Source organism: Salmonella sp. 32082101201600294FB01SM01, assembly GCF_017572865.1.
GTDB lineage: Bacteria > Pseudomonadota > Gammaproteobacteria > Enterobacterales > Enterobacteriaceae > Salmonella > Salmonella enterica.
This window is the reverse complement of the sequence record NZ_JAGESB010000001.1, coordinates 164,513-190,163: the sequence shown is the minus strand read 5'-3', so window position 1 is coordinate 190,163 and position 25,651 is coordinate 164,513. Positions and strand designations below refer to the sequence as shown.

26 protein-coding genes are annotated in these 25,651 nt (G+C 54.3%); 8 read left to right on the top strand and 18 right to left on the bottom strand.

The genetic code is table 11. The features are described from left to right. The first annotated feature begins 69 nt into the window (after window positions 1-69). The 4 genes from xseB to J4645_RS00880 are packed head-to-tail and all read left to right on the top strand — an operon-like array spanning window position 70 to window position 4,129. Window positions 70-312, top strand: a complete 243-nt coding sequence (gene xseB, locus J4645_RS00895; protein ID WP_001124944.1) for an exodeoxyribonuclease VII small subunit — start codon at window positions 70-72, stop codon at window positions 310-312. Further along, on the top strand, window positions 313-1,212 hold the full coding sequence (gene ispA / locus J4645_RS00890) for a (2E,6E)-farnesyl diphosphate synthase (protein WP_000348074.1): 900 nt from the start codon (window positions 313-315) through the stop codon (window positions 1,210-1,212). A 23-nt stretch (window positions 1,213-1,235) separates the two neighbouring features. Next, a complete protein-coding gene (gene dxs, locus J4645_RS00885) occupies window positions 1,236-3,098 on the top strand; it encodes a 1-deoxy-D-xylulose-5-phosphate synthase (RefSeq protein WP_000006768.1) in 1,863 nt (620 codons plus the stop codon). 56 nt (window positions 3,099-3,154) lie between these two features. Further along, window positions 3,155-4,129 carry an aldo/keto reductase gene (locus tag J4645_RS00880; RefSeq protein ID WP_023214881.1) on the top strand — a complete coding sequence of 325 codons (975 nt, stop codon included), beginning with the start codon at window positions 3,155-3,157 and terminating at the stop codon, window positions 4,127-4,129. Window positions 4,130-4,232: 103 nt separating this feature from the next. Here the strand turns inward: J4645_RS00880 and pgpA are convergent, their stop codons facing one another. The 6 genes from pgpA to nrdR all read right to left on the bottom strand — a co-directional run bounded on the left by pgpA (window position 4,233) and on the right by nrdR (window position 8,337). Then, the gene (pgpA, locus tag J4645_RS00875) at window positions 4,233-4,748 is read right to left on the bottom strand and encodes a phosphatidylglycerophosphatase A (RefSeq protein ID WP_000154063.1); all 516 of its coding nucleotides are present in this window, start codon (window positions 4,746-4,748) and stop codon (window positions 4,233-4,235) included. Continuing rightward, the gene (gene thiL, locus J4645_RS00870) at window positions 4,726-5,703 is read right to left on the bottom strand and encodes a thiamine-phosphate kinase (protein WP_023207506.1); all 978 of its coding nucleotides are present in this window, start codon (window positions 5,701-5,703) and stop codon (window positions 4,726-4,728) included. Before thiL ends, pgpA begins: the two co-directional genes overlap by 23 nt. A gap of 78 nt (window positions 5,704-5,781) precedes the next feature. Beyond that, window positions 5,782-6,201: a transcription antitermination factor NusB gene (gene nusB, locus J4645_RS00865; protein WP_000801129.1), complete on the bottom strand. Its 420-nt coding sequence runs from the start codon at window positions 6,199-6,201 to the stop codon at window positions 5,782-5,784. A gap of 20 nt (window positions 6,202-6,221) precedes the next feature. Next, a complete protein-coding gene (ribE, locus tag J4645_RS00860; RefSeq protein ID WP_001021370.1) occupies window positions 6,222-6,692 on the bottom strand; it encodes a 6,7-dimethyl-8-ribityllumazine synthase in 471 nt (156 codons plus the stop codon). An 88-nt stretch (window positions 6,693-6,780) separates the two neighbouring features. Next, window positions 6,781-7,884 carry a bifunctional diaminohydroxyphosphoribosylaminopyrimidine deaminase/5-amino-6-(5-phosphoribosylamino)uracil reductase RibD gene (gene ribD / locus J4645_RS00855; RefSeq protein ID WP_023212893.1) on the bottom strand — a complete coding sequence of 368 codons (1,104 nt, stop codon included), beginning with the start codon at window positions 7,882-7,884 and terminating at the stop codon, window positions 6,781-6,783. 3 nt (window positions 7,885-7,887) lie between these two features. Continuing rightward, window positions 7,888-8,337 (bottom strand): transcriptional regulator NrdR, encoded by a 450-nt coding sequence (nrdR, locus tag J4645_RS00850; RefSeq protein WP_000543533.1) that lies wholly within the window; start codon window positions 8,335-8,337, stop codon window positions 7,888-7,890. 151 nt (window positions 8,338-8,488) lie between these two features. On the opposite strand from nrdR, the gene J4645_RS00845 reads away from it, so the two are divergent. Together J4645_RS00845 and J4645_RS00840 are read left to right on the top strand one after the other, a co-directional pair. After that, on the top strand, window positions 8,489-9,028 hold the full coding sequence (locus J4645_RS00845) for a DUF3251 domain-containing protein (protein WP_000198486.1): 540 nt from the start codon (window positions 8,489-8,491) through the stop codon (window positions 9,026-9,028). A gap of 299 nt (window positions 9,029-9,327) precedes the next feature. After that, window positions 9,328-10,191, top strand: coding sequence for a nucleoside-specific channel-forming protein Tsx (locus J4645_RS00840; RefSeq protein WP_000752021.1), 864 nt, complete (start codon window positions 9,328-9,330; stop codon window positions 10,189-10,191). Window positions 10,192-10,274: 83 nt separating this feature from the next. On the opposite strand, the gene J4645_RS00835 is transcribed toward J4645_RS00840, so the two are convergent. The 7 genes from J4645_RS00835 to queA form a co-directional block, all read right to left on the bottom strand. Continuing rightward, window positions 10,275-10,382, bottom strand: coding sequence for a type I toxin-antitoxin system toxin Ldr family protein (locus tag J4645_RS00835; RefSeq protein WP_000176312.1), 108 nt, complete (start codon window positions 10,380-10,382; stop codon window positions 10,275-10,277). Between the two features lie 438 nt (window positions 10,383-10,820). Continuing rightward, window positions 10,821-11,168, bottom strand: coding sequence for an HNH nuclease YajD (yajD, locus tag J4645_RS00830; protein WP_000974818.1), 348 nt, complete (start codon window positions 11,166-11,168; stop codon window positions 10,821-10,823). 93 nt (window positions 11,169-11,261) lie between these two features. Next, window positions 11,262-12,233: a protein translocase subunit SecF gene (gene secF / locus J4645_RS00825; RefSeq protein ID WP_000046629.1), complete on the bottom strand. Its 972-nt coding sequence runs from the start codon at window positions 12,231-12,233 to the stop codon at window positions 11,262-11,264. Window positions 12,234-12,243: 10 nt separating this feature from the next. Further along, complete coding sequence (secD, locus tag J4645_RS00820; RefSeq protein WP_000934811.1) at window positions 12,244-14,091, bottom strand: protein translocase subunit SecD; 1,848 nt, start codon at window positions 14,089-14,091, stop codon at window positions 12,244-12,246. A gap of 27 nt (window positions 14,092-14,118) precedes the next feature. After that, a complete protein-coding gene (gene yajC / locus J4645_RS00815; protein ID WP_000007628.1) occupies window positions 14,119-14,451 on the bottom strand; it encodes a preprotein translocase subunit YajC in 333 nt (110 codons plus the stop codon). A gap of 22 nt (window positions 14,452-14,473) precedes the next feature. After that, window positions 14,474-15,601, bottom strand: coding sequence for a tRNA guanosine(34) transglycosylase Tgt (gene tgt / locus J4645_RS00810; RefSeq protein WP_000667305.1), 1,128 nt, complete (start codon window positions 15,599-15,601; stop codon window positions 14,474-14,476). Window positions 15,602-15,797: 196 nt separating this feature from the next. Then, on the bottom strand, window positions 15,798-16,862 hold the full coding sequence (gene queA / locus J4645_RS00805) for a tRNA preQ1(34) S-adenosylmethionine ribosyltransferase-isomerase QueA (protein ID WP_001266529.1): 1,065 nt from the start codon (window positions 16,860-16,862) through the stop codon (window positions 15,798-15,800). A 93-nt stretch (window positions 16,863-16,955) separates the two neighbouring features. Between queA and acpH the strand changes: the two genes are divergently transcribed. Next, entirely contained in the window at window positions 16,956-17,537 is a 582-nt protein-coding gene (gene acpH / locus J4645_RS00800) for an ACP phosphodiesterase (RefSeq protein ID WP_001009858.1), read from the top strand. Window positions 17,538-17,746: 209 nt separating this feature from the next. Next, window positions 17,747-18,349 (top strand): peroxiredoxin, encoded by a 603-nt coding sequence (locus J4645_RS00795; RefSeq protein WP_000244731.1) that lies wholly within the window; start codon window positions 17,747-17,749, stop codon window positions 18,347-18,349. 71 nt (window positions 18,350-18,420) lie between these two features. Here J4645_RS00795 and malZ read toward each other — a convergent pair whose 3' ends face one another. The 5 genes from malZ to phoB all read right to left on the bottom strand — a co-directional run bounded on the left by malZ (window position 18,421) and on the right by phoB (window position 25,627). After that, a complete protein-coding gene (gene malZ / locus J4645_RS00790; RefSeq protein WP_023214880.1) occupies window positions 18,421-20,238 on the bottom strand; it encodes a maltodextrin glucosidase in 1,818 nt (605 codons plus the stop codon). A 161-nt stretch (window positions 20,239-20,399) separates the two neighbouring features. Next, a complete protein-coding gene (proY, locus tag J4645_RS00785; RefSeq protein WP_001555879.1) occupies window positions 20,400-21,770 on the bottom strand; it encodes a proline-specific permease ProY in 1,371 nt (456 codons plus the stop codon). A gap of 74 nt (window positions 21,771-21,844) precedes the next feature. Continuing rightward, on the bottom strand, window positions 21,845-23,164 hold the full coding sequence (brnQ, locus tag J4645_RS00780) for a branched-chain amino acid transporter carrier protein BrnQ (protein ID WP_000149625.1): 1,320 nt from the start codon (window positions 23,162-23,164) through the stop codon (window positions 21,845-21,847). A 408-nt stretch (window positions 23,165-23,572) separates the two neighbouring features. Next, on the bottom strand, window positions 23,573-24,868 hold the full coding sequence (phoR, locus tag J4645_RS00775; protein WP_000893642.1) for a phosphate regulon sensor histidine kinase PhoR: 1,296 nt from the start codon (window positions 24,866-24,868) through the stop codon (window positions 23,573-23,575). Window positions 24,869-24,937: 69 nt separating this feature from the next. After that, window positions 24,938-25,627, bottom strand: coding sequence for a phosphate response regulator transcription factor PhoB (gene phoB, locus J4645_RS00770; protein WP_000113921.1), 690 nt, complete (start codon window positions 25,625-25,627; stop codon window positions 24,938-24,940). Window positions 25,628-25,651: the final 24 nt, after the last annotated feature.

Here is a 25,651-nt window from a genome sequence, read left to right as displayed (position 1 = left end):
TATTTGCTTATCAGTGTGAGTCCGTTACCATAGACTTGTGCTGCCATTACAGAGAGTCAAACAGTCATCATGCCGAAGAAAAATGAGGCGCCCGCCAGCTTTGAAACTGCGCTGAGCGAGCTGGAACATATTGTTACCCGCCTGGAAAGCGGCGATTTGCCGCTGGAAGACGCGCTGAATGAATTCGAGCGCGGCGTACAACTGGCGCGTCAGGGGCAGGCAAAACTGCAGCAGGCGGAACAGCGCGTGCAAATTTTGCTGTCTGATAATGAAGAGGCTTCACCTGAGCCTTTTATCGCGGATAATGAGTAAATGGACTTTACGCAGCAGCTACAGGCTTGCGTAACGCAAGCGAATCAGGCGCTGAGCCGTTTTATCGCGCCACTGCCCTTTCAGAACACTCCCGTGGTCGAAGCCATGCAGTATGGCGCATTATTAGGCGGTAAACGCCTGCGGCCATTTCTGGTTTACGCCACCGGTCAAATGTTTGGCGTCAGTACGGCAACGCTGGATGCGCCAGCTGCGGCGGTCGAATGCATTCATGCCTATTCGCTGATCCATGACGACCTGCCAGCAATGGACGATGACGATTTGCGTCGCGGCCTGCCGACTTGCCATATTAAATTTGGCGAAGCCAACGCAATCCTGGCGGGAGACGCGTTGCAAACGCTGGCGTTTGCCATTATCAGCGACGCGCCGATGCCGGAAGTCGCCGATCGCGATCGTATCGCGATGATCGCCGAACTGGCGAACGCCAGCGGCATCGCCGGTATGTGCGGCGGTCAGGCATTGGATCTGGCGGCAGAAGGCCAGCGGATCACTCTGGACGCGCTGGAACGCATTCATCGCCATAAGACCGGCGCGCTCATTCGCGCCGCCGTTAGACTTGGCGCGTTGAGCGCGGGCGATAAAGGACGGAATACTCTGCCGATACTTGACCGCTATGCAGAGAGTATCGGCCTTGCCTTCCAGGTTCAGGATGACATTCTGGATGTGGTGGGCGATACTGCAACGTTAGGTAAACGTCAGGGCGCAGACCAGCAGCTTGGCAAAAGTACCTACCCTGCACTTCTGGGTCTTGAGCAAGCCCGGAATAAAGCCCGGGACCTGATAGAGGACGCCCGTCAGTCGTTACATCAGCTGGCCGCGCAATCACTGGACACCTCGGCACTGGAAGCGCTAGCGAACTACATAATCCAGCGTGATAAATAAAACCCATATCCAATGAGCTTGCGATGAGTTTTGATATAGCCAAATACCCTACCCTGGCATTGGTCGACTCCACCCAGGAGTTACGACTGTTACCGAAAGAGATTCTGCCGAAACTCTGCGACGAGCTACGCCGCTACTTACTCGACAGCGTAAGCCGTTCCAGCGGGCACTTCGCTTCCGGGCTGGGCACGGTAGAACTTACCGTGGCGCTGCACTATGTCTACAACACCCCGTTTGACCAGCTAATCTGGGATGTTGGACACCAGGCTTATCCACATAAAATCCTTACCGGTCGTCGCGACAAAATCGGCACCATTCGCCAGAAAGGCGGTCTGCACCCGTTCCCGTGGCGCGGAGAAAGCGAATACGATGTGCTGAGCGTTGGGCATTCCTCCACTTCCATCAGCGCCGGTATCGGCATTGCCGTGGCGGCGGAGAAAGAAGGCAAAGATCGCCGCACCGTCTGTGTGATCGGCGACGGCGCCATCACCGCCGGTATGGCGTTTGAAGCAATGAATCACGCAGGCGATATCCGGCCCGACATGCTGGTCATTCTGAACGACAATGAAATGTCGATTTCGGAAAACGTCGGCGCGCTCAACAACCATCTGGCGCAGCTACTTTCCGGTAAGCTTTACTCTTCTCTGCGCGAAGGCGGAAAAAAGGTCTTCTCCGGCGTACCGCCAATTAAAGAACTGCTCAAGCGTACCGAAGAACATATTAAAGGCATGGTTGTGCCGGGAACACTGTTCGAAGAGCTGGGCTTTAACTACATCGGGCCGGTCGATGGTCACGATGTCATGGGGCTTATCAGCACATTGAAGAACATGCGCGACCTGAAAGGCCCGCAGTTCCTGCATATCATGACCAAGAAAGGCCGCGGCTATGAGCCCGCGGAAAAAGATCCGATCACTTTCCATGCGGTGCCTAAATTTGATCCTTCCAGCGGATGTTTGCCGAAAAGCAGCGGCGGTCTGCCAGGTTATTCAAAAATCTTCGGTGACTGGCTGTGTGAAACCGCCGCCAAAGACAGCAAGCTGATGGCGATCACCCCGGCAATGCGCGAAGGTTCCGGCATGGTGGAATTTTCACGTAAATTCCCGGATCGCTATTTTGACGTCGCCATCGCCGAGCAGCATGCCGTCACCTTCGCCGCAGGCCTGGCGATTGGCGGCTATAAGCCCGTCGTGGCGATCTACTCTACTTTCCTGCAACGCGCCTACGATCAGGTCATCCATGACGTCGCTATCCAGAAACTGCCGGTCATGTTCGCCATCGATCGCGCCGGTATCGTTGGCGCGGATGGACAAACACACCAGGGCGCGTTCGATCTCTCCTATCTGCGCTGCATCCCGGATATGGTGATCATGACGCCAAGCGACGAAAACGAATGTCGCCAGATGTTATTTACCGGGTATCACTATAACGACGGCCCGACGGCAGTACGTTATCCACGCGGTAATGCGCAGGGCGTGGCGCTAACCCCGCTGGAAAAACTGCCTATTGGTAAAGGCCTTGTGAAGCGTCATGGCGAAAAACTGGCGATTCTGAACTTTGGCACCTTAATGCCTGAGGCGGCGAAAGTCGCCGAAGCGCTGAACGCCACGCTGGTCGACATGCGCTTTGTTAAGCCGCTGGACGACACGTTAATTCTGGAGATGGCCGCGCAGCATGACGCGCTGGTGACGCTGGAAGAAAACGCCATTATGGGCGGCGCTGGCAGCGGCGTAAACGAAGTGCTAATGGCCCATCGTAAACCTGTACCTGTGCTGAATATCGGTCTTCCGGATTTCTTTATCCCGCAAGGAACGCAGGAAGAAGCCCGCGCAGAACTGGGGCTCGACGCCGCAGGCATTGAAGCCAAAATCAAGGCCTGGCTGGCATAATCCCCTCTTTGCTCCTGCTATGCTTGAAGAGTGACGGGTATAACAGGAGCGGAGTCATGCAATACAACACGTTAGGAAATACAGATCTTCGGGTGTCCCGCCTTTGTCTGGGCTGCATGACATTCGGCGAGCCGAGTCGCGGCAATCACGCCTGGACGCTTCCCGAAGAGAGCAGCCGTCCCATCATCAAGCGCGCCCTTGAGGGCGGCATTAACTTTTTTGATACCGCCAACAGCTACTCCGACGGCAGCAGCGAAGAGATTGTCGGCCGCGCGCTGCGTGATTTCGCCCGGCGCGACGAGGTGGTGGTAGCGACGAAAGTCTTCCATCGCGTCGGCGATCTGCCGGAAGGATTGTCCCGCGCGCAAATCCTGCGCTCTATTGACGATAGCCTCACCCGTCTGGGAATGGAGTATATCGATATCCTGCAAATCCACCGCTGGGATTACACCACGCCGATAGAAGAAACTCTGGAAGCGCTAAACGACGTGGTGAAGGCGGGTAAAGCCCGCTATATCGGCGCTTCCTCAATGCACGCCTCACAATTTGCCCAGGCACTGGCGCTACAAAAACAACACGGCTGGGCGCCGTTTGTCACCATGCAGGATCACTATAACCTGATCTACCGCGAAGAAGAGCGAGAGATGCTACCGCTGTGCTGGCAGGAAGGCGTCGCCGTGATTCCGTGGAGTCCGCTGGCGCGCGGACGCTTAACTCGCCCCTGGGGAGAAACCACGGCCCGCCAGGTCTCGGATGACGTGGGTAAAAATTTATACGCTGAAAGCGATAAAAATGATGCGCAAATAGCGGAACGGCTGGCTGGCGTCAGCGAGGCGCTTGGCGCAACGCGAGCGCAGGTCGCGCTGGCCTGGCTGCTCAGCAAACGAGGCGTCGCCGCGCCGATTATCGGCGCTTCGCGTGAAGAGCAGTTAGATGAGTTGCTGAATGCCGTTGATTTAACGCTCAAACCGGAGCAGATTGCCGAACTCGAAACGCCGTACAAACAGCATCCGGTGGTGGGATTTAAATAATCTGCCATTGCCCGATGGCGCGGCGCTTATCGGGCCTGCGAAATCGACATATTGTTCGGGGGTAGGCCGGATAAGGCATTTACGCCGCCATCCGGCAAACCCTTTAAATAATACCGAGCGGCCAGTGATGACCGATAAAATACAGTATGCCGGCGGATATCACCCCGGCGACGATATCATCGATCATAATCCCCATGCCGCCGTGCACGTTGCGATCAAACCAACGGATCGGCCAGGGTTTCCACATATCCAGAATGCGGAAAATAACGAACCCGGCAGCCACCCACTGCCAGTCCGTCGTCGGCAACGCCATCAGCGTTATCCACATACCGATAAATTCATCCCAGACAATACTGCCGTGGTCGTGTACGCCCATATCTTTCGCCGTCTGATGGCAAAGATAAACGCCAATGCAGATCCCAAACATCACGACCAGCGAATAAAGCTGCCACGGCAGAAACGTCATCAAATACCAGAAGGGGATCGCCGCCAGCGAGCCCATCGTGCCCGGCACCACGGGGCTCAGCCCGCTGCCAAAGCCGGTAGCGAGCAGGTGCCACGGATTGCGCAAATTCAGGCGGCTTTTCGCAACATCTTTATGGCGTGGCAAAATGGTCATATCCTTTCCAGTCAAAGGTGACAGGCATTCCGTCACGTACAAAATTCAGCCCTTCAATATCTGCGCTCATTTGACCTATGCAGGTAAAGGGAACACCCAGTTGACCAATGGCGACATCCAGCGCGCCACGATTCAGTTCCGGCACCGTAAAGCACAGCTCATAGTCTTCGCCGCCGGAAAGCGCCCAACGCAGCGCCTGCCCGTCATCAACATGGCGCATCATCGCATCGGATTTTGGCAGCGCATCAACATCTACTCTTGCCCCACAGCCGCTGGCCTTGACGATATGCCCCAGATCGGAAATCAAACCATCGGAAAGATCGATAGCCGCGCTGGCGATATCACGCAGCGCCTGGCCGTGTAAAATACGCGGCGTCGGGCGTAAATGCCGTTGAATTAAATAGTGAGCGTCTGTCTCCTCCGACACCTGTAGCCGGTTTTGCAAAACCGCCAGCCCGGCAGCGCTGTCGCCCGGCGTACCGGTGACATAAATCCAGTCGCCCGGCTTCGCGCCAGATCGCTTGAGCGCGCGCCCTGCCGGGATATAACCGTGGATACCCAGCGTCATCGACAGCGGTCCACGCGTGGTGTCGCCGCCAATGAGCTGCATATCGTAGTAATTCAATAGCGCAAACAGACTGTCGCTAAAAGCCTCCAACCACGCCTCATCCACTTCCGGCAACGTTAACGCCAGCGTTAACCAGGCCGGATCGGCGCCCATCGCGGCCAGATCGCTTAAATTCACCGCCAACGCTTTATAAGCCAGATCGGCAGGATCGATATTGGGGAGGAAGTGGTTGCCCGCCACCAGCGTATCGGTACTGATCGCCAGGGTCTGCTTTTCAGGAATATTCAGGAGCGCGCAATCGTCGCCAATACCGGTTTCAACATCAAGACGAGAGCTTCTTACACGGTCAAAATAACGGGCAATCAGGGAAAACTCGCCACATGCCATACGTTATGCCTCAGCAGAAAAAAAGAAAAGGCCGGAGACGGCGGGTATCGATCGCCCGCTATCTTTCCGGCCTGTGAATCACTTTTTGTTGGGACGAATCACCGGAGCTGCTTTATCCAGTACGCCGTTGACGAATTTGTGGCTGTCTTCAGCGCCAAAGGTTTTCGCCAGTTCAATCGCTTCGTTGATGGCCACTTTATAAGGCACATCGCTGCGTTTTGACAGCTCAAACAACGCAATACGCAGCACGGCTTTTTCAACCTGTCCCAGCTCTTCAAGCAGGCGGGACAGATACGGTTTCATTAAACCATCCAGGTACGCGCTGTTAGTCGCCACCCCGGATAGCAGTTCACGGAAATAGAGAACGTCGACGTCTTTTACGTCCTGTTCCGCCAGGAACTGGTATTCAACATCAGCGATGTCGTTCTGGGACAACTGCCAGGAGTAAAGCGCCTGGACGGCACACTCACGGGCGCGGCGACGAGCAGCAGGTTTCACGGAATTCCCCTTACAAAAAATCAGGCCTTAATGGCTTTCAATACATTAATCATTTCAAGCGCGGTCAGCGCAGCTTCTGCGCCTTTATTACCGGCTTTTGTACCAGCACGTTCGATGGCTTGTTCAATACTCTCGGTGGTCAGAACACCAAAGGCTACCGGCACGCCACTGTCCTGGGCAACGCTTGCCAGGCCATTGCTGGCGCCGCCTGCCACATATTCAAAGTGCGCAGTCCCCCCGCGAATCACGGTTCCCAGCGCAACCACGGCGTCATATTTACCGCTTTTCGCCAGCGCATCGGTCGCCAGCGGCAGTTCATAGGCGCCAGGCACCCACACTACGGTAATATTATCATCTTTTACCTGACCAATACGCGTCAGGGCATCAACCGCGCCATCCAGCAGGCTGTCGTTGATAAACTGATTGAAACGCGCAATAGTGATGGCGACGCGAGCGTCAGGGGCTGCAACGTTAGCTTTAATAATGTTCATATTCTCTCTTCCAGGGTTCATTTGGCCCCGCAGGGGGGCGGATTTTATCATAATAATTTGAGCGCTGCTCCCCTTTCGACGGGAGAACTCATACGCTCACCATATGCAGGCAAACATCCGGGCCGACATGTCGTATTTCGCTGAAGGTAAATTGCGGCGCGTCGGCGAGCTTTTCAAGCCCTGGCAATTCGCATAATCCCCGCGCCTGGGTTCCCAACAATTTAGGCGCGACATAGACAATCAGTTCATCCACCAGCCCGGCTTGCAGCAACGCGCCCGCCAGTCCCGGTCCGGCTTCAACCCATATGCTATTAATCTGCTGCCTGCCTAACTGCATCATCAGCACAACCAGATCCAAATGTCCGTTGTGCGCTGGTACGCTGATAGTACGAACCGAATCGGGCCACGTGCGGCTATCTTCCTGGGTACGCGCAATCCACGTTTCGCCAGGCTGCTGCACAATACGATGCGCAGGCGTTACCCGGTTTTGGCTGTCGATAACAATTCGCACCGGCTGGCGCAGATTTTCCTGCGGGTAAGACGCCTGCGTAGAGGCGTCTAACTCCGCCCAACGCACCGTCAAGGCCGGATCGTCAGCCAATACCGTCGCGCTACTGGTTAAGATAGCGTGGCTTTGCGCACGCAAGCGCTGAACGTCGCGCCGGGCCTGCGGCGAGGTGATCCACTGGCTTTCGCCGCTGGCCATCGCCGTCCGTCCATCCACGGAGGCGCCCAGTTTAAGCTGAAGATAAGGGAATCCGGTACGCATCCGCTTGAGGAAGCCTTTATTGAGCGCCTCCGCTTCACTCATCATTAACCCGTGGCTGACCGCAATACCCGCCTGTTGCAGACGATACAGTCCGCGCCCGGCGACCTGTGGGTTCGGGTCCTGCATCGCGGCGACCACGCGCGCGACGCCGGCCGCAATCAGCGCATCGCAACATGGCGGCGTTCGCCCATGATGGCTACAGGGTTCAAGCGTGACATAGGCGGTTGCGCCTTTGGCTTTTGCGCCCGCCATCCGCAGCGCATGAACCTCGGCGTGCGGCTCTCCGGCGCGATGGTGATAACCTTCGCCGACGATGTCGCCATTGTTAACAATGACACAGCCGACATTAGGGTTCGGGTGAGTGGTGAAACGTCCACGCTGCGCCAGTTTGAGCGCTCGCGCCATGTAAAACTCATCCTGCATGGCTTAGTCCTGTAGGCGAGCGATTTCTTCGCCAAAGTCTTTGATATCTTCGAAACTGCGATAGACGGAGGCAAAGCGAATATACGCGACTTTATCGAGTTTTTTCAGCTGCTCCATGACCAGGTTGCCAATCATCTTGCTGGGAACTTCACGCTCCCCAGTGGCACGTAATTGTGACTTAATATGGTTCAATGCCATTTCAACATCATCTGCGCTGACGGGTCTTTTTTCCAGCGCTCTCAACATGCCGCTACGCAGCTTATCCTCATTAAAGGGTTCGCGCACATCGTTACTTTTTATCACGCGCGGCATGACCAGTTCAGCCACTTCAAAGGTCGTAAAGCGTTCATTACACACCAGACACTGCCGACGGCGGCGCACGGACGAGCCCTCGCCTACAAGACGAGAGTCAATGACTTTGGTATCTACGGCGAAACAAAATGGGCAATGCATACGGCGTCCTGACCAGATGATTTAGAAAACACTATTTTACCCTGAACTGGCGCGACAACAAAGGCGGAGCGCTTTTGAGATAAAGGATCGGTGCCTTTGTGCGTATAGCGCACTACCATTACGCTATCGGACCACGAAGGAAATGATCGACATGACAAGACGTTACCTAAGAATTCTCCTGGTGGGAAGTCTCTTGAGCCTGACCGCCTGCGCGCCGCAGAGCGAAGTTCGCCAGATGCATCAAAGCATTAGCACCCTGAATAAAGAGATGACCCAACTGAATCAGGAAACGGTAAAAATTACCCAACAAAATAAGCTGAATGCGGAGTCAACCCGCGGCGTCTATTTGTTGCCTGGCGCCAATACGCCTGCCCGGCTGGAGAGTCAGATCGGTACGCTACGTATGACATTGCTGGAAATTACGCCTGTCGCAGACGGCGCTCACGCAACGTTACGCATTCAGGGCGAGTCCCGCGATCCGCTGCCGGCATTCAGCGCTACCGTAGAGTACGGGCAAATTCAGGGCACTACGGAGAACTATCAGGAGGTAAATGCACAGAGCCTTCTGGTAAATGCCCCTGCCAGCTTGCTGGCGCCCAGTGATGTCAATATTTCGTTACCGTTGAAGGGGATCACACCGGCGCAGTTAGGCTTCATTCGCATCCATGATATTCAGCCTGTTAATCAATAAACGTTCTGGCGGAGCGTTTTGTGCGTTCCGCAACATCCCCCGCGCGACTTTTGTTGCCCTACTGACATTTCCGTCATTTATGACATGGATTGGTAATATTCATGAAAGATAGTACTGTCGCCGCGCCTAAAGTGCGCAAACGTGAACGCAATCGATTACGTAAATGATAGATATGTGAAACAAGACATATTTTTGTGAGCAATGATTTTTATAATAGGCTCCGCAGAAACACGAAATATTTAGAAACGCAAATTGCGTTCTTTTCACTCCCGCAAGGGATTTCAAACAGTGGCATACATATGAAAAAAACTTTACTCGCAGTCAGCGCAGCGCTGGCGCTCACCTCATCTTTTACTGCTAACGCAGCAGAAAATGATCAGCCGCAGTATTTGTCCGACTGGTGGCACCAAAGCGTAAACGTGGTAGGTAGCTACCATACCCGTTTCTCGCCGAAATTGAACAACGACGTCTATCTGGAATATGAAGCATTTGCCAAAAAAGACTGGTTTGATTTCTACGGCTATATCGATATTCCCAAAACCTTTGATTGGGGTAACGGCAACGATAAAGGTATCTGGTCCGACGGTTCTCCGCTGTTCATGGAAATCGAACCGCGTTTCTCGATTGATAAGCTGACCGGCGCAGACCTGAGCTTCGGCCCGTTTAAAGAGTGGTATTTCGCCAACAACTACATCTACGATATGGGCGATAACAAAGCCAGCCGCCAGAGCACGTGGTATATGGGTCTGGGGACTGATATCGACACCGGCCTGCCGATGGGCCTGTCGCTGAACGTGTATGCGAAATATCAGTGGCAAAACTACGGCGCGTCCAATGAAAACGAATGGGACGGCTACCGTTTCAAAGTGAAATACTTCGTCCCCATCACCGATCTGTGGGGCGGTAAACTGAGCTATATCGGCTTTACCAACTTTGACTGGGGATCTGATTTAGGCGACGATCCGAACCGTACCAGCAACTCCATCGCTTCCAGCCATATCCTGGCGCTGAACTACGATCACTGGCACTACTCGGTCGTTGCGCGTTACTTCCATAACGGCGGACAGTGGCAGAATGGCGCCAAACTGAACTGGGGCGACGGCGATTTCAGCGCGAAATCTACCGGCTGGGGCGGCTACCTGGTCGTGGGTTACAACTTCTAAACCTGCAAAAAAGGCCAGAGGTCGCCCTCTGGCCCGTTTCGGGCGCATGCTGCCATGCGGCGGCGAGTCGCGCCCACTTCACATTACTTCCGGCGATGCCACCAGCCTAAAAACAGACCTGTCGCAATCCCGACCAGCGTTGGTGCCGCCAAATCGTGCCAGATAGTAATGCTCAACTCTGTGAGCGTCATATTGCCGCCTTTGTTGCAATGGCAACGGTTCGCGGCTATCCTCAACTTGTCTGGAGTCAAGTTAGCCCCCGTAATGTTGCCGGTGAATACCGAACAATGTGCGGGGGTTTTCTCTTTCCAGCGACAAGGCCACCGGGGATCAAGCCCCCGCAACATTGCGCCTCACCGGGTTGCCCCGGCTTACCGCTGATTCTACTCTGCTCGCCAGTATCGGCAGGACTTAAAAACAAAAAAATCCCAACCTTGCGATCGGGATTCCAGTGACAATGTATGCGTTACAGGACGTTTGGGGGCTGGCGACGAACTCCGGGGCTGAAAAAATGTCGGATTGCATCCGATCTACGAAAACCAATAGTTCATTTATATTGCGGATTCCGTTGGGTGGAGCGAAGCGTAACCTAACATTCAACAGCACCAACAACTTTGTCAGCAGCCTGCTTATTTCTTTTTGTTCATCATCGCTTTCAGATCGGCAAACGGGTTATAAGTCGCCTCGCCGACATCTTTTTGCGCATCTTCCCCGGCAATGACCGTCGAACCATACTGATCGGCTTCGGTATATTTGGAATGCTCGTGATCGTGGCAGTAGAGGCACAATAGCTCCCAGTTGCTGCCGTCTTCCGGATTATTGGTGTGGTCATGATCGATATGATGCACCGTCAGCTCACGCAGATTTGAATACACAAACTCACGGGAACAACGTCCGCACACCCACGGAAACAGCTTCAGCGCTTTTTCACGATAGCCGCTTTCCAGGCGCGCGTAGTTTTTTGGGATGATAGCCATGATAGTTCCTCATGCAATCGAGTTTATTCTGGATAATAAAAAGCCGCAGCACCCTGCGATGTTGCGGCTTTTTTCAGTCATGTTAACGCCAGCTTACGGCAGAATGGACGGCTGATCCGCCCCTTCTTTTTCGACTTTCTGCTGCAGCATATGCTCGCGCTTCATACCGAGTTTCAGCGCCAGCGCCGATGCGACATAGATAGAAGATGCCGTACCAATAGAGACACCGATCAGCATCGTCAGCGAGAAGCCTTCCAGTACCGGACCGCCGAAGAGGTACAGCATCAGAATTACCACTAACGTCGTACCGGAGGTAATCAACGTGCGGTGTAGCGTCTGGGTCAGCGACACGTTAAAGATTTCGTAAGGCGTCCCGCGACGGATTTTGCGGAAGTTTTCACGAATACGGTCAGAGACCACGATACTGTCGTTCAGCGAGTAACCGATCACCGACATCAACGATGCCACAATGGTCAGGTCAATCTCGATATGGAAAAGCGACAATATCCCCAGCGTAATGATCACGTCGTGCGCCAGCGCGATGACCACCCCTGCCGCCAGTCGCCACTCAAAGCGGAAACCGACATAAACGAGGATAGAGATCAACGCCACCAGCAGCGCCATAGCGCCGGTTTGCGCCAGATCGGCGCCCACGCTTGGCCCCACGAATTCAATACGCTTCACGGCCGCGTTCTGGTTGGTGGCTTCATTAATGATCGTCACCACTTTGCTACCCAGCACCTGACCACCGGTTTCACCTTCGGTTGGCGGCATACGCACCATAATGTCGTGACTGCTGCCAAAGTTCTGCAACTGCGGCTCTTCATAGCCCGCTTTTTGCAGCGCTTCGCGCATCACGTCCATTTCAGCCGGTTTTTCCAGCGTGATTTCAATTACCGTGCCGCCGGTGAAATCCAGCCCCCAGTTAAACCCGCGTACGCCCATAATGACAATGGCCGCGATCAGCAACAGCCCGGAGATGCCGAATGCCCAGAAGTCCCAGCGCATAAAGTCATAGACTTTACGGCCGTGGTTTAGTTGTTCAACAGTGTATTCCTGTGCCACATCGCACTCCTCAGATTGACAGCTTAGTGACGCGCTTGCCGCCATATAGCAGGTTTACGATAGCACGCGTACCGATAATCGCGGTAAACATCGACGTCGCCACACCGATACCGGTCGTAATCGCGAACCCTTTAATTGCCCCGGTACCGACAGCATACAGAATGATGACTTTAATCAGCGTCGTGATGTTCGCATCGAAGATGGAACTGAACGCGCCGGCATAGCCTTCGTTTATCGCCTGCTGTACCGTGCGGCCATTACTCAACTCTTCTTTGATACGTTCGTTAATCAGAACGTTGGCGTCGACCGCCACCGCAAGGGTTAACACGATACCCGCAATCCCCGGCATACTGAGCGTTGCCCCCGGCAACAGCGACATGATACCGACAATCAACACCAGGTTAGCCACTAACGCGCTGGTCGCAATCAGACCAAACTTCTTATAGAAGAAGATCATGAACAGGATGGAGACCACCAGACCGGCCAGACAGGCTTCCAGGCCCTGCTTAATATTTTGCATACCCAAAGTCGGGCCAATGGTGCGCTCTTCAACGATCTGAATCGGCGCAATTAGGGCGCCCGCACGCAGCAACAACGAGAGCTGACGCGCTTCGTTCGGGTTGCTGATACCGGTAATACGGAAGCTGTTACCCAGCCGAGACTGGATGTTGGCAATGTTAATCACCTCTTCCTGTTTCACCAGTACGGCGCGACCGTTAGCGTCTTTCTTACCGCTGTCTTTATACTCCACAAACAGGGTCGCCATCGGTTTGCCGATATTGTCCTTAGTGAAGTTAGACATGATATTGCCGCCTGCGCTATCCAGCGAGATGTTAACCTGCGGTTGGTTATATTCATCCTGGCTGGACGTCGAGTCGGTGATATGGTCGCCGGTGAGGATCACGCGTTTGTACAATACCACCGGCTGACCTTCGCGGGTCTGTTTCACTTCGGAATCACCCGGTACGCGCCCGGCAGCAGCAGCGGCCTGGTCAACGTTGGTATTCACCAGACGGAATTCCAGCGTCGCGGTCGCGCCGAGAATTTCTTTCGCACGAGCGGTATCCTGGATACCCGGCAGCTCAACCACAATACGGTCTGCGCCCTGACGCTGTACGACAGGCTCCGCGACGCCCAGTTGGTTAACACGGTTACGCAGAATATTAATGTTCTGCTGAACGGCGTATTCACGCGCTTCGCTCAGGCGCGCATCGGTCATTACCGCGCGAAGTTGATTGCCGCTCTGGCTGGAAATCACCAGGTCACGATGACGCGGCGTCAGATAGGCGATCGCCTCATCACGCGCTTTGCTGTCACGGAACGTGATGCTCAGCCCATAATTATTTTCTTTACGAACGGTGGTATAAGGAATGCCTTTTTCACGCAGATCGCTGCGCAGGCTATCGATATTTTGTTCCTGGAGTTTACCTAACGCGGTATCCATATCCACTTCCATCAGGAAGTGAACGCCGCCGCGCAGATCAAGACCGAGCTTCATCGGATCGGCGTGAATAGCCGCCAACCAGCGCGGCGTAGCCGGCGCAAGGTTAAGCGCCACGACATATTTATCCCCCAGCACGCTCATCAGCGCTTCACGGGCGCGTAGCTGGGTATCGGTGGTGTCGAAGCGCGCAAGAATAGCGCCCTCTTCCAGTGCCACAGACTTAGCGGGAATTTTTTCTTCTTGTAACGTTTTCTGGACCTGGATCAGCGTTTGCTCACTGGCGGCGACGCCGCGCACGCCAGTGATTTGAACAGCCGGATCCTCACCATACAGGTTGGGAAGTGCGTAAAGCAGGCCGACGATAATCACGACGACCAGCATGATGTACTTCCACAAAGGATAACGGTTTAACACGGCAGTTCCCTTTGGGAAAACGAAATATTACAGCGCCTTCATGGTGCCTTTCGGCAGAACGGCAGCTACGAAGTCACGTTTGATAACCACTTCCGTGGTGTCATTCAGCGCGATGGCAATGTAGCCGGCTTCCGCTACTTTGGTCACTCGACCGACCAGACCGCCATTCGTCAGAACTTCATCACCTTTCGCAATGGAGTCCATCAGCTTTTTGTGCTCTTTGGTGCGCTTCTGCTGCGGGCGCAGGATCATGAAATAGAAAATCAGACCAAACACCACCAGCATTAAAATCAGAGACATCGGGCTGCCCTGCGCCGGAGCACCTGTTGCCGCTACCGCATCAGAAATAAAAAAGCTCATTCAAATTCCCTCATTATTAAAATTAATCAACGTTCAAAGGTGGAACGGGTCGCCCCTGACGTTGGTAAAACTCGGTTACGAAGCTCTCTAATTTACCCTCTTCAATAGCCTTGCGTAAACCCGCCATCAAACGCTGGTAGTAACGCAAGTTATGAATGGTATTGAGACGCGCGCCTAATATTTCGTTGCAACGGTCGAGATGATGCAAGTAAGCGCGTGAATAATTGCGACAAGTGTAGCAATCGCACTCGGCGTCAAGCGGGCTGGTGTCGCTCTTATGCTTTGCATTACGAATCTTCACCACGCCGTCGGTCACAAACAGATGACCATTACGGGCATTTCGCGTTGGCATGACACAGTCAAACATATCAATACCGCGACGCACCCCTTCCACCAGATCTTCCGGTTTACCCACGCCCATCAGGTAACGCGGTTTGTCAGCCGGGATCTGCGGGCAAACGTGCTCCAGAATGCGGTGCATATCTGCTTTCGGCTCACCGACAGCCAAACCGCCGACAGCGTAGCCATCAAAGCCAATCTCTACCAGACCTTTCACCGAGATATCGCGTAAATCTTCGTAAACGCTGCCCTGAATGATGCCAAAAAGCGCATTCTTATTGCCAAGGCTATCAAAACGGTCGCGGCTACGCTTCGCCCAACGCAACGACATCTCCATCGAGCGTTTAGCATAGTCCCAGTCTGCCGGATACGGCGTACATTCATCAAAGATCATCACGATATCGGAACCGAGATCGTACTGGATCTCCATCGACTTTTCCGGATCGAGGAAAATCGGATCGCCGTTGATCGGGTTACGGAAGTGCACACCTTGCTCGGTAATCTTACGAATATCGCCGAGGCTGAAAACCTGGAAGCCGCCGGAATCGGTGAGAATCGGCCCTTTCCACTGCATAAAATCGTGCAGATCGCCATGCAGCTTCATGATTTCCTGACCCGGGCGCAGCCACAGGTGGAAAGTGTTGCCGAGAATAATCTGCGCGCCGGTCGCTTCCACTTCTTCCGGCGTCATGCCTTTTACCGTACCGTAAGTACCCACAGGCATAAAAGCAGGCGTTTCCACTACGCCACGATCAAACACCAGACGACCGCGACGCGCGCGACCATCGGTGGTATCTAACTCAAATTTCATTATCACTCCTGCGTCAGAAAAACAGTCCGACGTTTAACGACTCGCTACGGAATGATTCCATAGCTAATAAATTCCCGAAGGCGTCATCGGCGCAGCCAGTTTGGGGTCGGCCAGCGCACAGCCACCGGAGCGTACACGCAGTACGTGAGGATGGCGAGCACTGCCCGGCGTCAAAATGGCAAGTGAGATAGCCTTCTTACGGACGCTCAAAAATAGCCTGCGGATTGTACGTGATAAACATCGCGTCCCCGTAGCTAAAAAAGCGATATTTTTGTTCTACCGCAGTCTTATAGGCATTCATGGTGTGTTGATAACCGGCAAATGCGGAAACCAGCATAATCAACGTCGATTCCGGCAGATGGAAGTTGGTGATCAGCGCATCAATCACTTTGTATTGATAACCTGGATAAATAAAGATTTGCGTATCGCCGAAGAATGGCTCAATCAAATCGCTTTTTGCCGCCTGCGCCGCGCTTTCCAGCGAGCGTACCGAGGTGGTGCCGACCGCAATCACGCGGTTGCCGCGCGCTTTCGCCGCCAGCACCGCGTCGACCACCTCTTGCGGCACCTCAGCATATTCGGAGTGCATGATGTGATCTTCAATGGTATCGACACGCACTGGCTGGAAAGTGCCCGCGCCTACGTGTAGCGTAACAAACGCCATTTCGACACCTTTCTCACGAAGCGCCGCCAGCAGCGGCTCATCAAAGTGCAGCCCGGCGGTCGGCGCGGCGACGGCGCCCGGTTTTTCACTGTAGACCGTCTGGTACAGTTCGCGGTCGGCGTCCTCGTCCGGACGGTCGATGTACGGCGGCAACGGCATATGGCCGATGGCGTTGAGAATATCCAGCACCGGACGCGGGTCATTAAACTCAACTTCAAACAGAGCGCCGTGACGCGCAGTCATGGTCGCGTGAATACTTTCGTCGTCGCCCAGTAGCAGTTCCGTGCCCGGTTTTGGCGCTTTAGAAGCGCGAATATGCGCCAGGATGCGTTTATCATCGAGCATACGTTCGACCAGCACTTCTATCTTGCCGCCGCTGGCTTTACGGCCAAAGAGCCGCGCCGGGATCACGCGGGTATTATTGAAGACCAGCAAATCGCCAGGGTTGAGCTTATCGAGCAGATCGGTGAAAGTACCGTGCGTCAGCGCGCCCGTCGGCCCCTCTAATGACAGCAAACGGCAGCGACTGCGTTCCGGCTGTGGGTAGTGGGCAATCAGGGATTCGGGTAGTTCAAAGGAAAAATCGGTAACGCGCATGACTCTGACTCAGACTAAAATAAGAGGCGGGTAGTCTAGTGCCGGGGCGTTCCCGCTGCAACCGTTACCCGCTTTTTGGACAGAGAATCAATAATGAATTTTCTTGCTCACCTGCATCTGGCGCACCTTGCCGACAGCTCGCTTTCCGGTAATCTGCTGGCCGATTTTGTCCGCGGTAACCCGGCAACACATTATCCTCCTGACGTGGTAGAGGGTATTTATATGCATCGGCGTATTGACGTCATGACCGACAACCTGCCGGAAGTTCGTGAGGCGCGAGAGTGGTTCCGCCATGAAACGCGGCGCGTGGCGCCCATTACGCTGGACGTCATGTGGGATCATTTTTTATCGCGCCACTGGACGCAAATCTCTCCTGATTTTCCACTTCAGGCGTTTGTCGGCTACGCCCATGCGCAGGTCGCGACGATTCTGCCCGACTCCCCGCCGCGCTTTGTCAACCTGAATGATTATCTTTGGTCAGAAAAATGGTTAGAGCGGTATCGCGATATGGATTTCATTCAAAACGTGCTGAATGGCATGGCGAATCGCCGTCCCCGGCTGGATGCCTTGCGTGATTCCTGGTACGATCTGGACGCGCACTACGACGCGTTAGAAGAGCGCTTCTGGCATTTTTATCCGCGTATGATGGCACAGGCCGCCCGCAAAGCGCTGTGACGGCCTGATAGCGAGGGCGTGCGTCAGATCCGCCGTTGGCAGAAAGATGGTTCGCTGTCATAAAGGGGTCATCATTACGATTTATAATGAACCGATCGATAGGCAAAAGCTGTCTCATTGATTGTCAAGACCGCATTGTTTTGTCGCTTCGCCCTCCCTATACTGCCCGCGTTGCGTTCTAAAACCCTTAATATTGCAGGAGAATTATTATGGTACTGGTTACTCGTCAGGCCCCGGATTTCACCGCTGCGGCGGTACTGGGTAGCGGTGAGATTGTTGATAAATTCAACTTCAAACAGCACACCAATGGTAAAACAACCGTTCTGTTCTTCTGGCCGATGGACTTCACTTTTGTTTGCCCGTCTGAGCTGATCGCCTTCGATAAACGTTATGAAGAATTCCAGAAGCGCGGCGTTGAAGTGGTCGGCGTTTCTTTCGACTCTGAGTTCGTCCACAACGCATGGCGTAACACCCCTGTCGATAAAGGCGGCATTGGCCCGGTGAAATACGCAATGGTTGCTGACGTGAAGCGTGAAATTCAGAAAGCTTACGGTATCGAACATCCGGACGAAGGCGTTGCGCTGCGCGGCTCCTTCCTGATTGACGCTAACGGTATTGTTCGCCACCAGGTCGTAAACGATCTGCCGCTGGGTCGTAACATCGACGAAATGCTGCGTATGGTCGACGCGCTGCAGTTCCACGAAGAGCACGGCGATGTCTGCCCGGCGCAGTGGGAAAAAGGCAAAGAAGGCATGAACGCCTCTCCGGACGGCGTGGCTAAATACCTGGCTGAGAACATTTCCAGCCTGTAAGTCAGTGCATTGATAAAAGGCTCGCGAATGCGAGCCTTTTTTATGCGTGAGGTATTACGAACCACCTCACCTCAACGATTCATCCATACCGTCGCGGAAATCGCGGGTAAACTAAGTCTTCCCTCGCGGATGTCACCGCTTCCCGTTTTACATTGCCATCCGGCCACGTTCAGCAACGGCAACGCTTCCAGCGCCACTTCACAGGCTTCGCCCCGGTTAATCGCCACCAGCGCCCGCTGCTGCTGATAAACCCGCACGAATACCACTACGTCACCTTCGGCATACAGCGCCTGGCATCCGCCACGACGCAGCGCCAGGCTGCGCTGACGCAGTTTCGCCATACGCTGGTACAGCGCCAGCAAGTTGCCGTCCTGCTTGCGTTCATCCCACGGGAACGGTTTGCGGCACATGGGGTCATTTGCGCCGTCCACGCCGACTTCATCACCGTAATAAATACATGGCACGCCGGGCCAGGTAAACAGCCAGACCACCGCCAGCGGCAGGCGCGCCGCGTCTTTACCCAGCAGAGTTTTAAAGCGCGCAGTATCATGGCTGTCGAGTTGATTAAACATACGCAGTTGTTGCTGATGTGACAGCCCGGCGCGGTAGTTATCCATCCACGCGATACAGGTCCGGGCATCGATATGCTGTGGTTCGTAAGCGATATCAGTATTGGCGAGAAATCCCCACAGCGGGAAGGTGAAGCCGCGATAATTCATGGCGGCATCTTCCGCATCGGCCTGTAGCCACTGCCGCGCATCGCCGAAATGTTCCCCCACAATATAGGCTTCAGGCTGCGCCTCTTTTGCCGCCCGGGTAATGCCGGCAACGTGCTGCAAATTATGGCGCGCCCCGCCCGCCTCGCCCAGCATATGTACGACATCCAGCCGCCAGCCGTCCATATTCCACGGAGCCTTTAGCCAGTGACGAACGATACTGTCCTCACCGCGATAGATCTCATCCACCAGCGTTTCTGATTGATAATCGAGTTTCGGCAGGCTCGGATAACCCAGCCAGTCCAGCGCCACGCCTTGTGGTGAAAAGGAGTACCAGTCGCGCCACGGCGAGTCCGGGTGATGGCACGCGCCGCCAGTGCTGCGGTTATGCCTGTCAAACCACGCATGCGAGTCGCCGCTATGATTAAACACGCCATCCAGCACCAGCCTCATGCTCTGCGCCTGGGTTTCACGCCGCAGGCGTAGCAGCGCCCGATCGCCGCCAAATTGCGGATCGACATGGCGATAATCTTCCGTGTCGTACTTATGGACGCTCGGCGCGGTAAATACCGGATTCAGATATAGCGCTGTGGCGCCCAGTTTTTTCAGATACGGCAGCTTCTCACAAATGCCATTCAGACAGCCGCCGTAAAAGGTGGAACCGCCCGCCTGGGGGGTTAAAGGATCGTCCCAGTCGCGCAGCACAATCTCCTGACCTGCGGCATGATGGTAGTACACCCGGTCCTGATCGGCTTCACGCGTCGCGCTGCGGGCAAAACGATCCGGGAAGATCTGATAAAAAATTTGATCGGCGACCCACTGCGGGCCGCTATCCGGCGCATCAACGGCAAATTGTTCCAGACGCGCAGGCGGAAAACGGCTAAATCCCTGCGGCGTAAACCAAAGCTGGCGATCATGCCAAAGCAATTTAAAGCTGTAACGGCGACGGGGTTGCCCTAACGCGATATTGAGCGTCGCTCGCCACGCCGTCACGCCCGGCTGCGGCTGGCGGCGCTGTTTGCGCATCGCCAGTGAGATTTCTTCATTATCGAATTCTGAGCGCAACGTCACGCGAGACGGCGGATTTTCTCCGCTCAGCCACAGCGTAATGGTTAATTTGTCGTTATGTTGCTTCACAAATGGGGCAACCGGTAAGTGCCAGGCATTCAACATCTCGTATCCCCTCTACTGAAAATGGGGCCACCTTGCCATAGAGATTTAAAGGATAACTCATCATCCAGGGGTTTATTAGGGGAGGAGACTCCAGGAGGAGAAGCGGCTCCGCTTATCCGGCCTGCCGTTGCCTGCAGACCGGATAAGGCAGAGAAAAACGACTACGCCTGCGCCAATTGACGGTCGCGACGGCGTTTAAATATCCAGCCAATCAACAGCAGAACTATCCAGGCGAAGCCCACATACAGTGAGATGCGGGTATCCGGATGGTAGCCGATAAGCGCAATAATGAAGACCAGGAAAATCAGCCCAGCTATCGTCGTTACGACACCGCCCGGCACCTTAAACTTCAGCGCTTTTACCTCTTCCGGCGGTAAACGACGGCGGAAGGCGATTTGCGACAGCAGGATCATAATCCATACCCATACCGTCGCAAACGTCGCCAGCGAGGCAATCACCAGGAAGACGTTTTCCGGCATGATGTAGTTCAGGTAAACCGCAAACAGCAGCGCAATCGTCATCACCAGCACAGTGACCCACGGAATACCACGGCGTGACGTTTTGGCAAAGACTTTCGGCGCGCTCCCCTGCTCCGCCATACCATGCAGCATACGGCCTACGCCAAACACATCGGAGTTGATAGCGGAAAGCGAGGCGGTCAATACCACAAAGTTCAGAATGCTGGCGGCGAAGGTAATCCCCATATGCTGGAACGTCAGCACAAATGGGCTGCCGTTTGTGCCGACCTGATTCCACGGATAGATAGACATAATGACGAACAGCGTGCCGACATAAAATACCAGGATACGCATCGGTACTGAGTTAATGGCGCGCGGAATGGATTTCTCCGGGTCTTTCGCTTCCCCGGCGGTGATACCGATAATCTCAATCCCGCCGTAAGCGAACATCACCATTTGCAGCGACATGATCATTCCCAGCCAGCCATTGCTGAAGAAGCCGCCGTTGCTCCACAGGTTATGAATGCCGGTGGGCTGCCCGCCGTTGCCAATTCCCCACACAATGATGCCGATACCCGCGACAATCATGATAATAATGGTGGCGACTTTGAAGAAGGAGAACCAAAACTCCAGCTCGCCGAACACCTTGACGCTCATCAGGTTGATGGCGCAAATGATCAGCACCACGCTAAGCACCCAAATCCAGTGCGGCACGGCGGGGAACCAGACCCCCATATAAATGCCGAACGCGGTCACGTCGGCAATGGCGACGATCAGGATCTCAAAACAGTAGGTCCAGCCGGTAATATAGCCCGCAAGCGGGCCGAGGTTTTCCTGCGCATAGCGCGAAAATGAGCTGGCGGCAGGGTTGTGAACGGACATTTCCCCCAATGCGCGCATAATGATATATGCCGCGACCCCGCCAATAATATAGGCCAACAGCACGCTCGGCCCCGCCATTTTGATGGCGTCCGCCGAGCCGTAAAACAGGCCGGTGCCGATTGCCGAACCTAATGCCATAAAGCGAATGTGCCGGGTGCTCAGCCCACGCTTTAGCTTATTATTGCTTTCCATCAATTTCTGACCTATCAACACAATAAAAAACCACGGGGCGTTAAGCCCCGTGGTGTACACATATGTCAGCGATTTTAGTGAGCGCTGGAGGTCACCTGCCGACCCGCCGCGCGATCCCAGATAATCGCCAGGATCACCATCACCACCGTTGGCATCAACCACGCCAGTCCCTGTTCCGCCAGCGGCAAACGCTGACTCCAGGCTGGCAGCATATCGCCAAAGGCAGATGCTTTGATGCCGTCAAGGATACCAAAAAGCAGACTGATAAACATGGCCGGCGCGATGATGCGGGTGGAATTATGCCACCATGAGCGGGTAAAACTTAATACAACCAGTGCGATACACGGCGGATAGATAGCCGTCAGCACCGGAATGGAGATTTGAATCAGATGGCTCAGTCCGAGGTTTGACACCACCATAGAGAAGCCGCCGAGAATAAAAACCAGCGTGCGGTAAGACAGCGGAATATACTGCGCGAAAAACTCAGCGCAGGCGCAGGTCAGCCCCACCGCCGTCACCAGACACGCGATAAAGATCAGCGCCGCCAGCAGGAAGCTTCCCGCGCCGCCAAAGGTATGCTGAACGTAGGCATGAAGAATCGCCGCGCCGTTCGCTGACTGATCGACCAGCGTCGCGCTGTCAGAACCTAAGCGGAACAAGGCAAGGTAAAGCAGCGTCAGCCCCACGCCCGCCATCAGGCCGGCCCAGACCGTGTAACGCGTCAACAGGCGCGCTTCGGTCACGCCGCGAGAACGCGCCGCGTTCACAATAACGATACCAAACACCATCGCGCCCAGCGTATCCATCGTCAGATAGCCGTTCACAAATCCGTTAGAAAAGGCCGCATTCTGATAAGCGTCCAGGGCGTTGCTGATTGGACCGGCAGGCCAAACGATAGCCGCGACGGAAAGGATGACCAGCGCAATAATTTTCAACGGCGCCAGGAAATTCCCCACCGTATCCAGCAGCTTACCCGGATAGAGGGAAACCAGAATAACGATAGCGAAATAGACCACGCTGTAAATCAGCAACGGCATTGCAGAATCGCCGGTCAACGGAGCGATACCGACTTCAAACGACACCGTCGCGGTACGCGGCGTCGCAAATAACGGCCCGACGGCCAGATAGCAAACGGTCGCCAGCAGGAGTCCCGCCACTTTACCAATCGGCGTACTGAGGCTGTCTACCCCGCCGCCGACTTTCGCCAGCGCCACAACAGTAAGAACCGGTAGCCCCACGGCGGTAATCAGAAAGCCAATAGCGGCTGTCCAGACGTGTTCACCCGCCTGCAAACCGACCATAGGAGGAAAGATAATATTGCCTGCGCCAACGAACAGCGCAAATGTCATAAAGCCCAGGGCGATGATATCGCGCGATTTTAACTGATGGGTCATAAAGTCTTACTGCCTGTGGATGGTGATGTTGTAAACATTAAAATTTTTGCCTTTCCCGGAGGATTATAAAGCGGCGTTTTTTATCAATTTCAGCGGGAAAAGCTCCCGGACCGATGCGGCGAAGAATTGTTTTTCGATTTACCGCGCAAATGCAGTCGTAATGACAGCACCTGAAGCGCAATTTAAACGCTTATAACGTTTTAAAGCAAGGTGGGATCTAAAAACCAGATGAATATAGCGATATGAAATTTACAACCAGAATAAAACACCATTCTCATGAAAAAGTTATGGCTAATCATGCGAACAAAAAATCACCAAACGTTGAATGTTTCAACGAGCCCGTCTTAACTGCAAAGAAAATAAGCCAGCATCCGCTGGCTTATGGAAAGTTATACTTACGAAAGGCAATTAATCGCTATTTTTGGCAATTAAACGTTCCGGCAGCACAAAGCTAAATCGCGTTCCTTTGCCAGGCGAACTGTCGATTTCAAGGCGGCTTTCATGGTGATTCAACGCATGTTTCACAATCGCCAATCCCAGGCCGCTGCCGCCCGTTTGCCGCGAACGCGCTTTATCGACGCGGTAGAAGCGTTCGGTCAGACGAGGAATATGCTCGGCAGCAATCCCCGGACCGTTATCTTGAATGCAAAATTCAGCGCCATGCGCGGCACGTCGCCAGCTCACCGTAATATGCGTTCCCGCCGGCGTATGGTTTACTGCGTTATACACCAGGTTTGAGATCGCGCTACGTAGCTGCTCTTCATTGCCCAGAACGCTAAGACTATCGTCGACCTCAAACGTAAAGGTATGTTTCTGCTGGCTGAGCGTCTGCGCTTCACGCTCCACGACCCGCAGCATCATCGGTACATCCACTTTTTCATTTAATAACAGCGCCGGGGCCGCCTCAATTTTAGACAGCGTAAGCAGTTGTTTTACCAGCCCTTCCATACGATACGTTTGCTCGCGCATCGTATGCAGCGCTTTCTCTCGCGTCGCCCCCTCCAGCGCCTGTTCCTGCATCATTTCCAGATAGCCTTGCAATACCGTCAAGGGCGTACGCAACTCATGGCTAACGTTGGCGAAAAAGTTACGTCTGGCGCCTTCAAGCTGATGCATTTGCGTCACATCGCGCGCCACCATCAGGAGTTGTTTATCGGTATAAGGCATGACGCGGATCTCCAGATGCCGCCCGGTATTGAGCACCAAATGAAGCGGACGGGTGAAATCACGCGTTTTTAAATACTGGGTAAACTCCGGATAACGCAGTAGATTGAGAATATTCTGCCCGTTGTCATCCGGCCAGCGTAGCCCCAGTATCTGTTGCGCCAAACCGTTACACCAAAAAATACCGCCCTCTTCTGTGGTCAGTACCACGGCATCAGGCAGCGACTCCGCGCCGCTGCGAAAACGTTTAATCAGGTTCCCCAGCTCGCGGCGACGCTTCTTATTTCGCAACTGCATCTGGTGTAAACCGTATAACAGCGGTTCCCAACTTCCCCGTCCCGGCGGCGGCGTCATACTTCTGTCGACCCAAAGCCACCAGGAGAGGCGTAATAAATTCCAGAAATGCCAGACAAGCAGTCCCGTCACCGCCGCCAGTAAAAACCACGGCAGATAACCAAAAAAAGCGCTAAGGATAAGCGCGGGGATGCAACAGAGCACCAGCTCCAGCACCAGCCTTTTCCATGACAGCCGTTCCAGCACGCGTCATACTCCCTCAAGAATGGAAAGCCTTCCCCGCCAGAAACCTGTGTTCTACTGGCGGAAAAGGCATTAAAAGCGGGTCGAAAAACGATACCCTGTCCCGCGTACCGTTTGCACCATCCGGTCGTGGCCGCTGTGCTCCAGCGCCTTACGCAAACGGCGAATATGCACGTCGACCGTCCGGTCTTCAACGTACACATTGGTGCCCCAGACATGATTGAGTAGCTGTTCGCGGCTGTAAACCCGTTCCGGGTGCGTCATAAAGAAATGGAGTAATTTAAATTCGGTCGGCCCCATATCCAGCGGGCTGTCGCCGGTCATCACGCGGTGAGATCCAGGATCAAGGCTCAGTCCCTGCATCTCGATCACCTCTTCGACCGCCATCGGCGAAATACGCCGCATAACGGCTTTAATGCGCGCCACCAACTCCTTGGGGGAAAACGGCTTGGTAATGTAATCGTCAGCGCCGGTTTCCAGCCCGCGCACGCGATCTTCTTCCTCACCTCTCGCGGTCAGCATAACCACAGGAATATCCCGGGTCATGGCTTCACGTTTGAGATGTTTAATAAACTGTAACCCTGACCCGCCGGGCAACATCCAGTCAAGAAGGATGAGATCCGGCCAGGGTTCATTAAGTTTATTCACCGCACTGTCATAATCTTCGGCTTCTACGGGCTGAAAGCCATTTTGTTCGAGCACGAAGCACACCATTTCACGGATCGGCGCCTCATCTTCTACGACCAGAATACGTCTCGCCATAATTTGCCCTGTTAGTCGTTAGTT

Excerpts from the sequence above, each read along its gene's own strand:
- xseB (WP_001124944.1), top strand. The coding sequence starts at position 70 with ATGCCGAAGAAAAATGAGGCGCCCGCCAGCTTTGAAACTGCGCTGAGC.
- ispA (WP_000348074.1), top strand. The coding sequence starts at position 313 with ATGGACTTTACGCAGCAGCTACAGGCTTGCGTAACGCAAGCGAATCAG.
- dxs (WP_000006768.1), top strand. The coding sequence starts at position 1,236 with ATGAGTTTTGATATAGCCAAATACCCTACCCTGGCATTGGTCGACTCC.
- J4645_RS00880 (WP_023214881.1), top strand. The coding sequence starts at position 3,155 with ATGCAATACAACACGTTAGGAAATACAGATCTTCGGGTGTCCCGCCTT.
- pgpA (WP_000154063.1), bottom strand. The coding sequence starts at position 4,748 with ATGACCATTTTGCCACGCCATAAAGATGTTGCGAAAAGCCGCCTGAAT.
- thiL (WP_023207506.1), bottom strand. The coding sequence starts at position 5,703 with ATGGCATGTGGCGAGTTTTCCCTGATTGCCCGTTATTTTGACCGTGTA.
- ribE (WP_001021370.1), bottom strand. The coding sequence starts at position 6,692 with ATGAACATTATTAAAGCTAACGTTGCAGCCCCTGACGCTCGCGTCGCC.
- ribD (WP_023212893.1), bottom strand. The coding sequence starts at position 7,884 with ATGCAGGATGAGTTTTACATGGCGCGAGCGCTCAAACTGGCGCAGCGT.
- nrdR (WP_000543533.1), bottom strand. The coding sequence starts at position 8,337 with ATGCATTGCCCATTTTGTTTCGCCGTAGATACCAAAGTCATTGACTCT.
- J4645_RS00845 (WP_000198486.1), top strand. The coding sequence starts at position 8,489 with ATGACAAGACGTTACCTAAGAATTCTCCTGGTGGGAAGTCTCTTGAGC.
- J4645_RS00840 (WP_000752021.1), top strand. The coding sequence starts at position 9,328 with ATGAAAAAAACTTTACTCGCAGTCAGCGCAGCGCTGGCGCTCACCTCA.
- J4645_RS00835 (WP_000176312.1), bottom strand. The coding sequence starts at position 10,382 with ATGACGCTCACAGAGTTGAGCATTACTATCTGGCACGATTTGGCGGCA.
- yajD (WP_000974818.1), bottom strand. The coding sequence starts at position 11,168 with ATGGCTATCATCCCAAAAAACTACGCGCGCCTGGAAAGCGGCTATCGT.
- yajC (WP_000007628.1), bottom strand. The coding sequence starts at position 14,451 with ATGAGCTTTTTTATTTCTGATGCGGTAGCGGCAACAGGTGCTCCGGCG.
- tgt (WP_000667305.1), bottom strand. The coding sequence starts at position 15,601 with ATGAAATTTGAGTTAGATACCACCGATGGTCGCGCGCGTCGCGGTCGT.
- queA (WP_001266529.1), bottom strand. The coding sequence starts at position 16,862 with ATGCGCGTTACCGATTTTTCCTTTGAACTACCCGAATCCCTGATTGCC.
- acpH (WP_001009858.1), top strand. The coding sequence starts at position 16,956 with ATGAATTTTCTTGCTCACCTGCATCTGGCGCACCTTGCCGACAGCTCG.
- J4645_RS00795 (WP_000244731.1), top strand. The coding sequence starts at position 17,747 with ATGGTACTGGTTACTCGTCAGGCCCCGGATTTCACCGCTGCGGCGGTA.
- malZ (WP_023214880.1), bottom strand. The coding sequence starts at position 20,238 with ATGTTGAATGCCTGGCACTTACCGGTTGCCCCATTTGTGAAGCAACAT.
- proY (WP_001555879.1), bottom strand. The coding sequence starts at position 21,770 with ATGGAAAGCAATAATAAGCTAAAGCGTGGGCTGAGCACCCGGCACATT.
- brnQ (WP_000149625.1), bottom strand. The coding sequence starts at position 23,164 with ATGACCCATCAGTTAAAATCGCGCGATATCATCGCCCTGGGCTTTATG.
- phoB (WP_000113921.1), bottom strand. The coding sequence starts at position 25,627 with ATGGCGAGACGTATTCTGGTCGTAGAAGATGAGGCGCCGATCCGTGAA.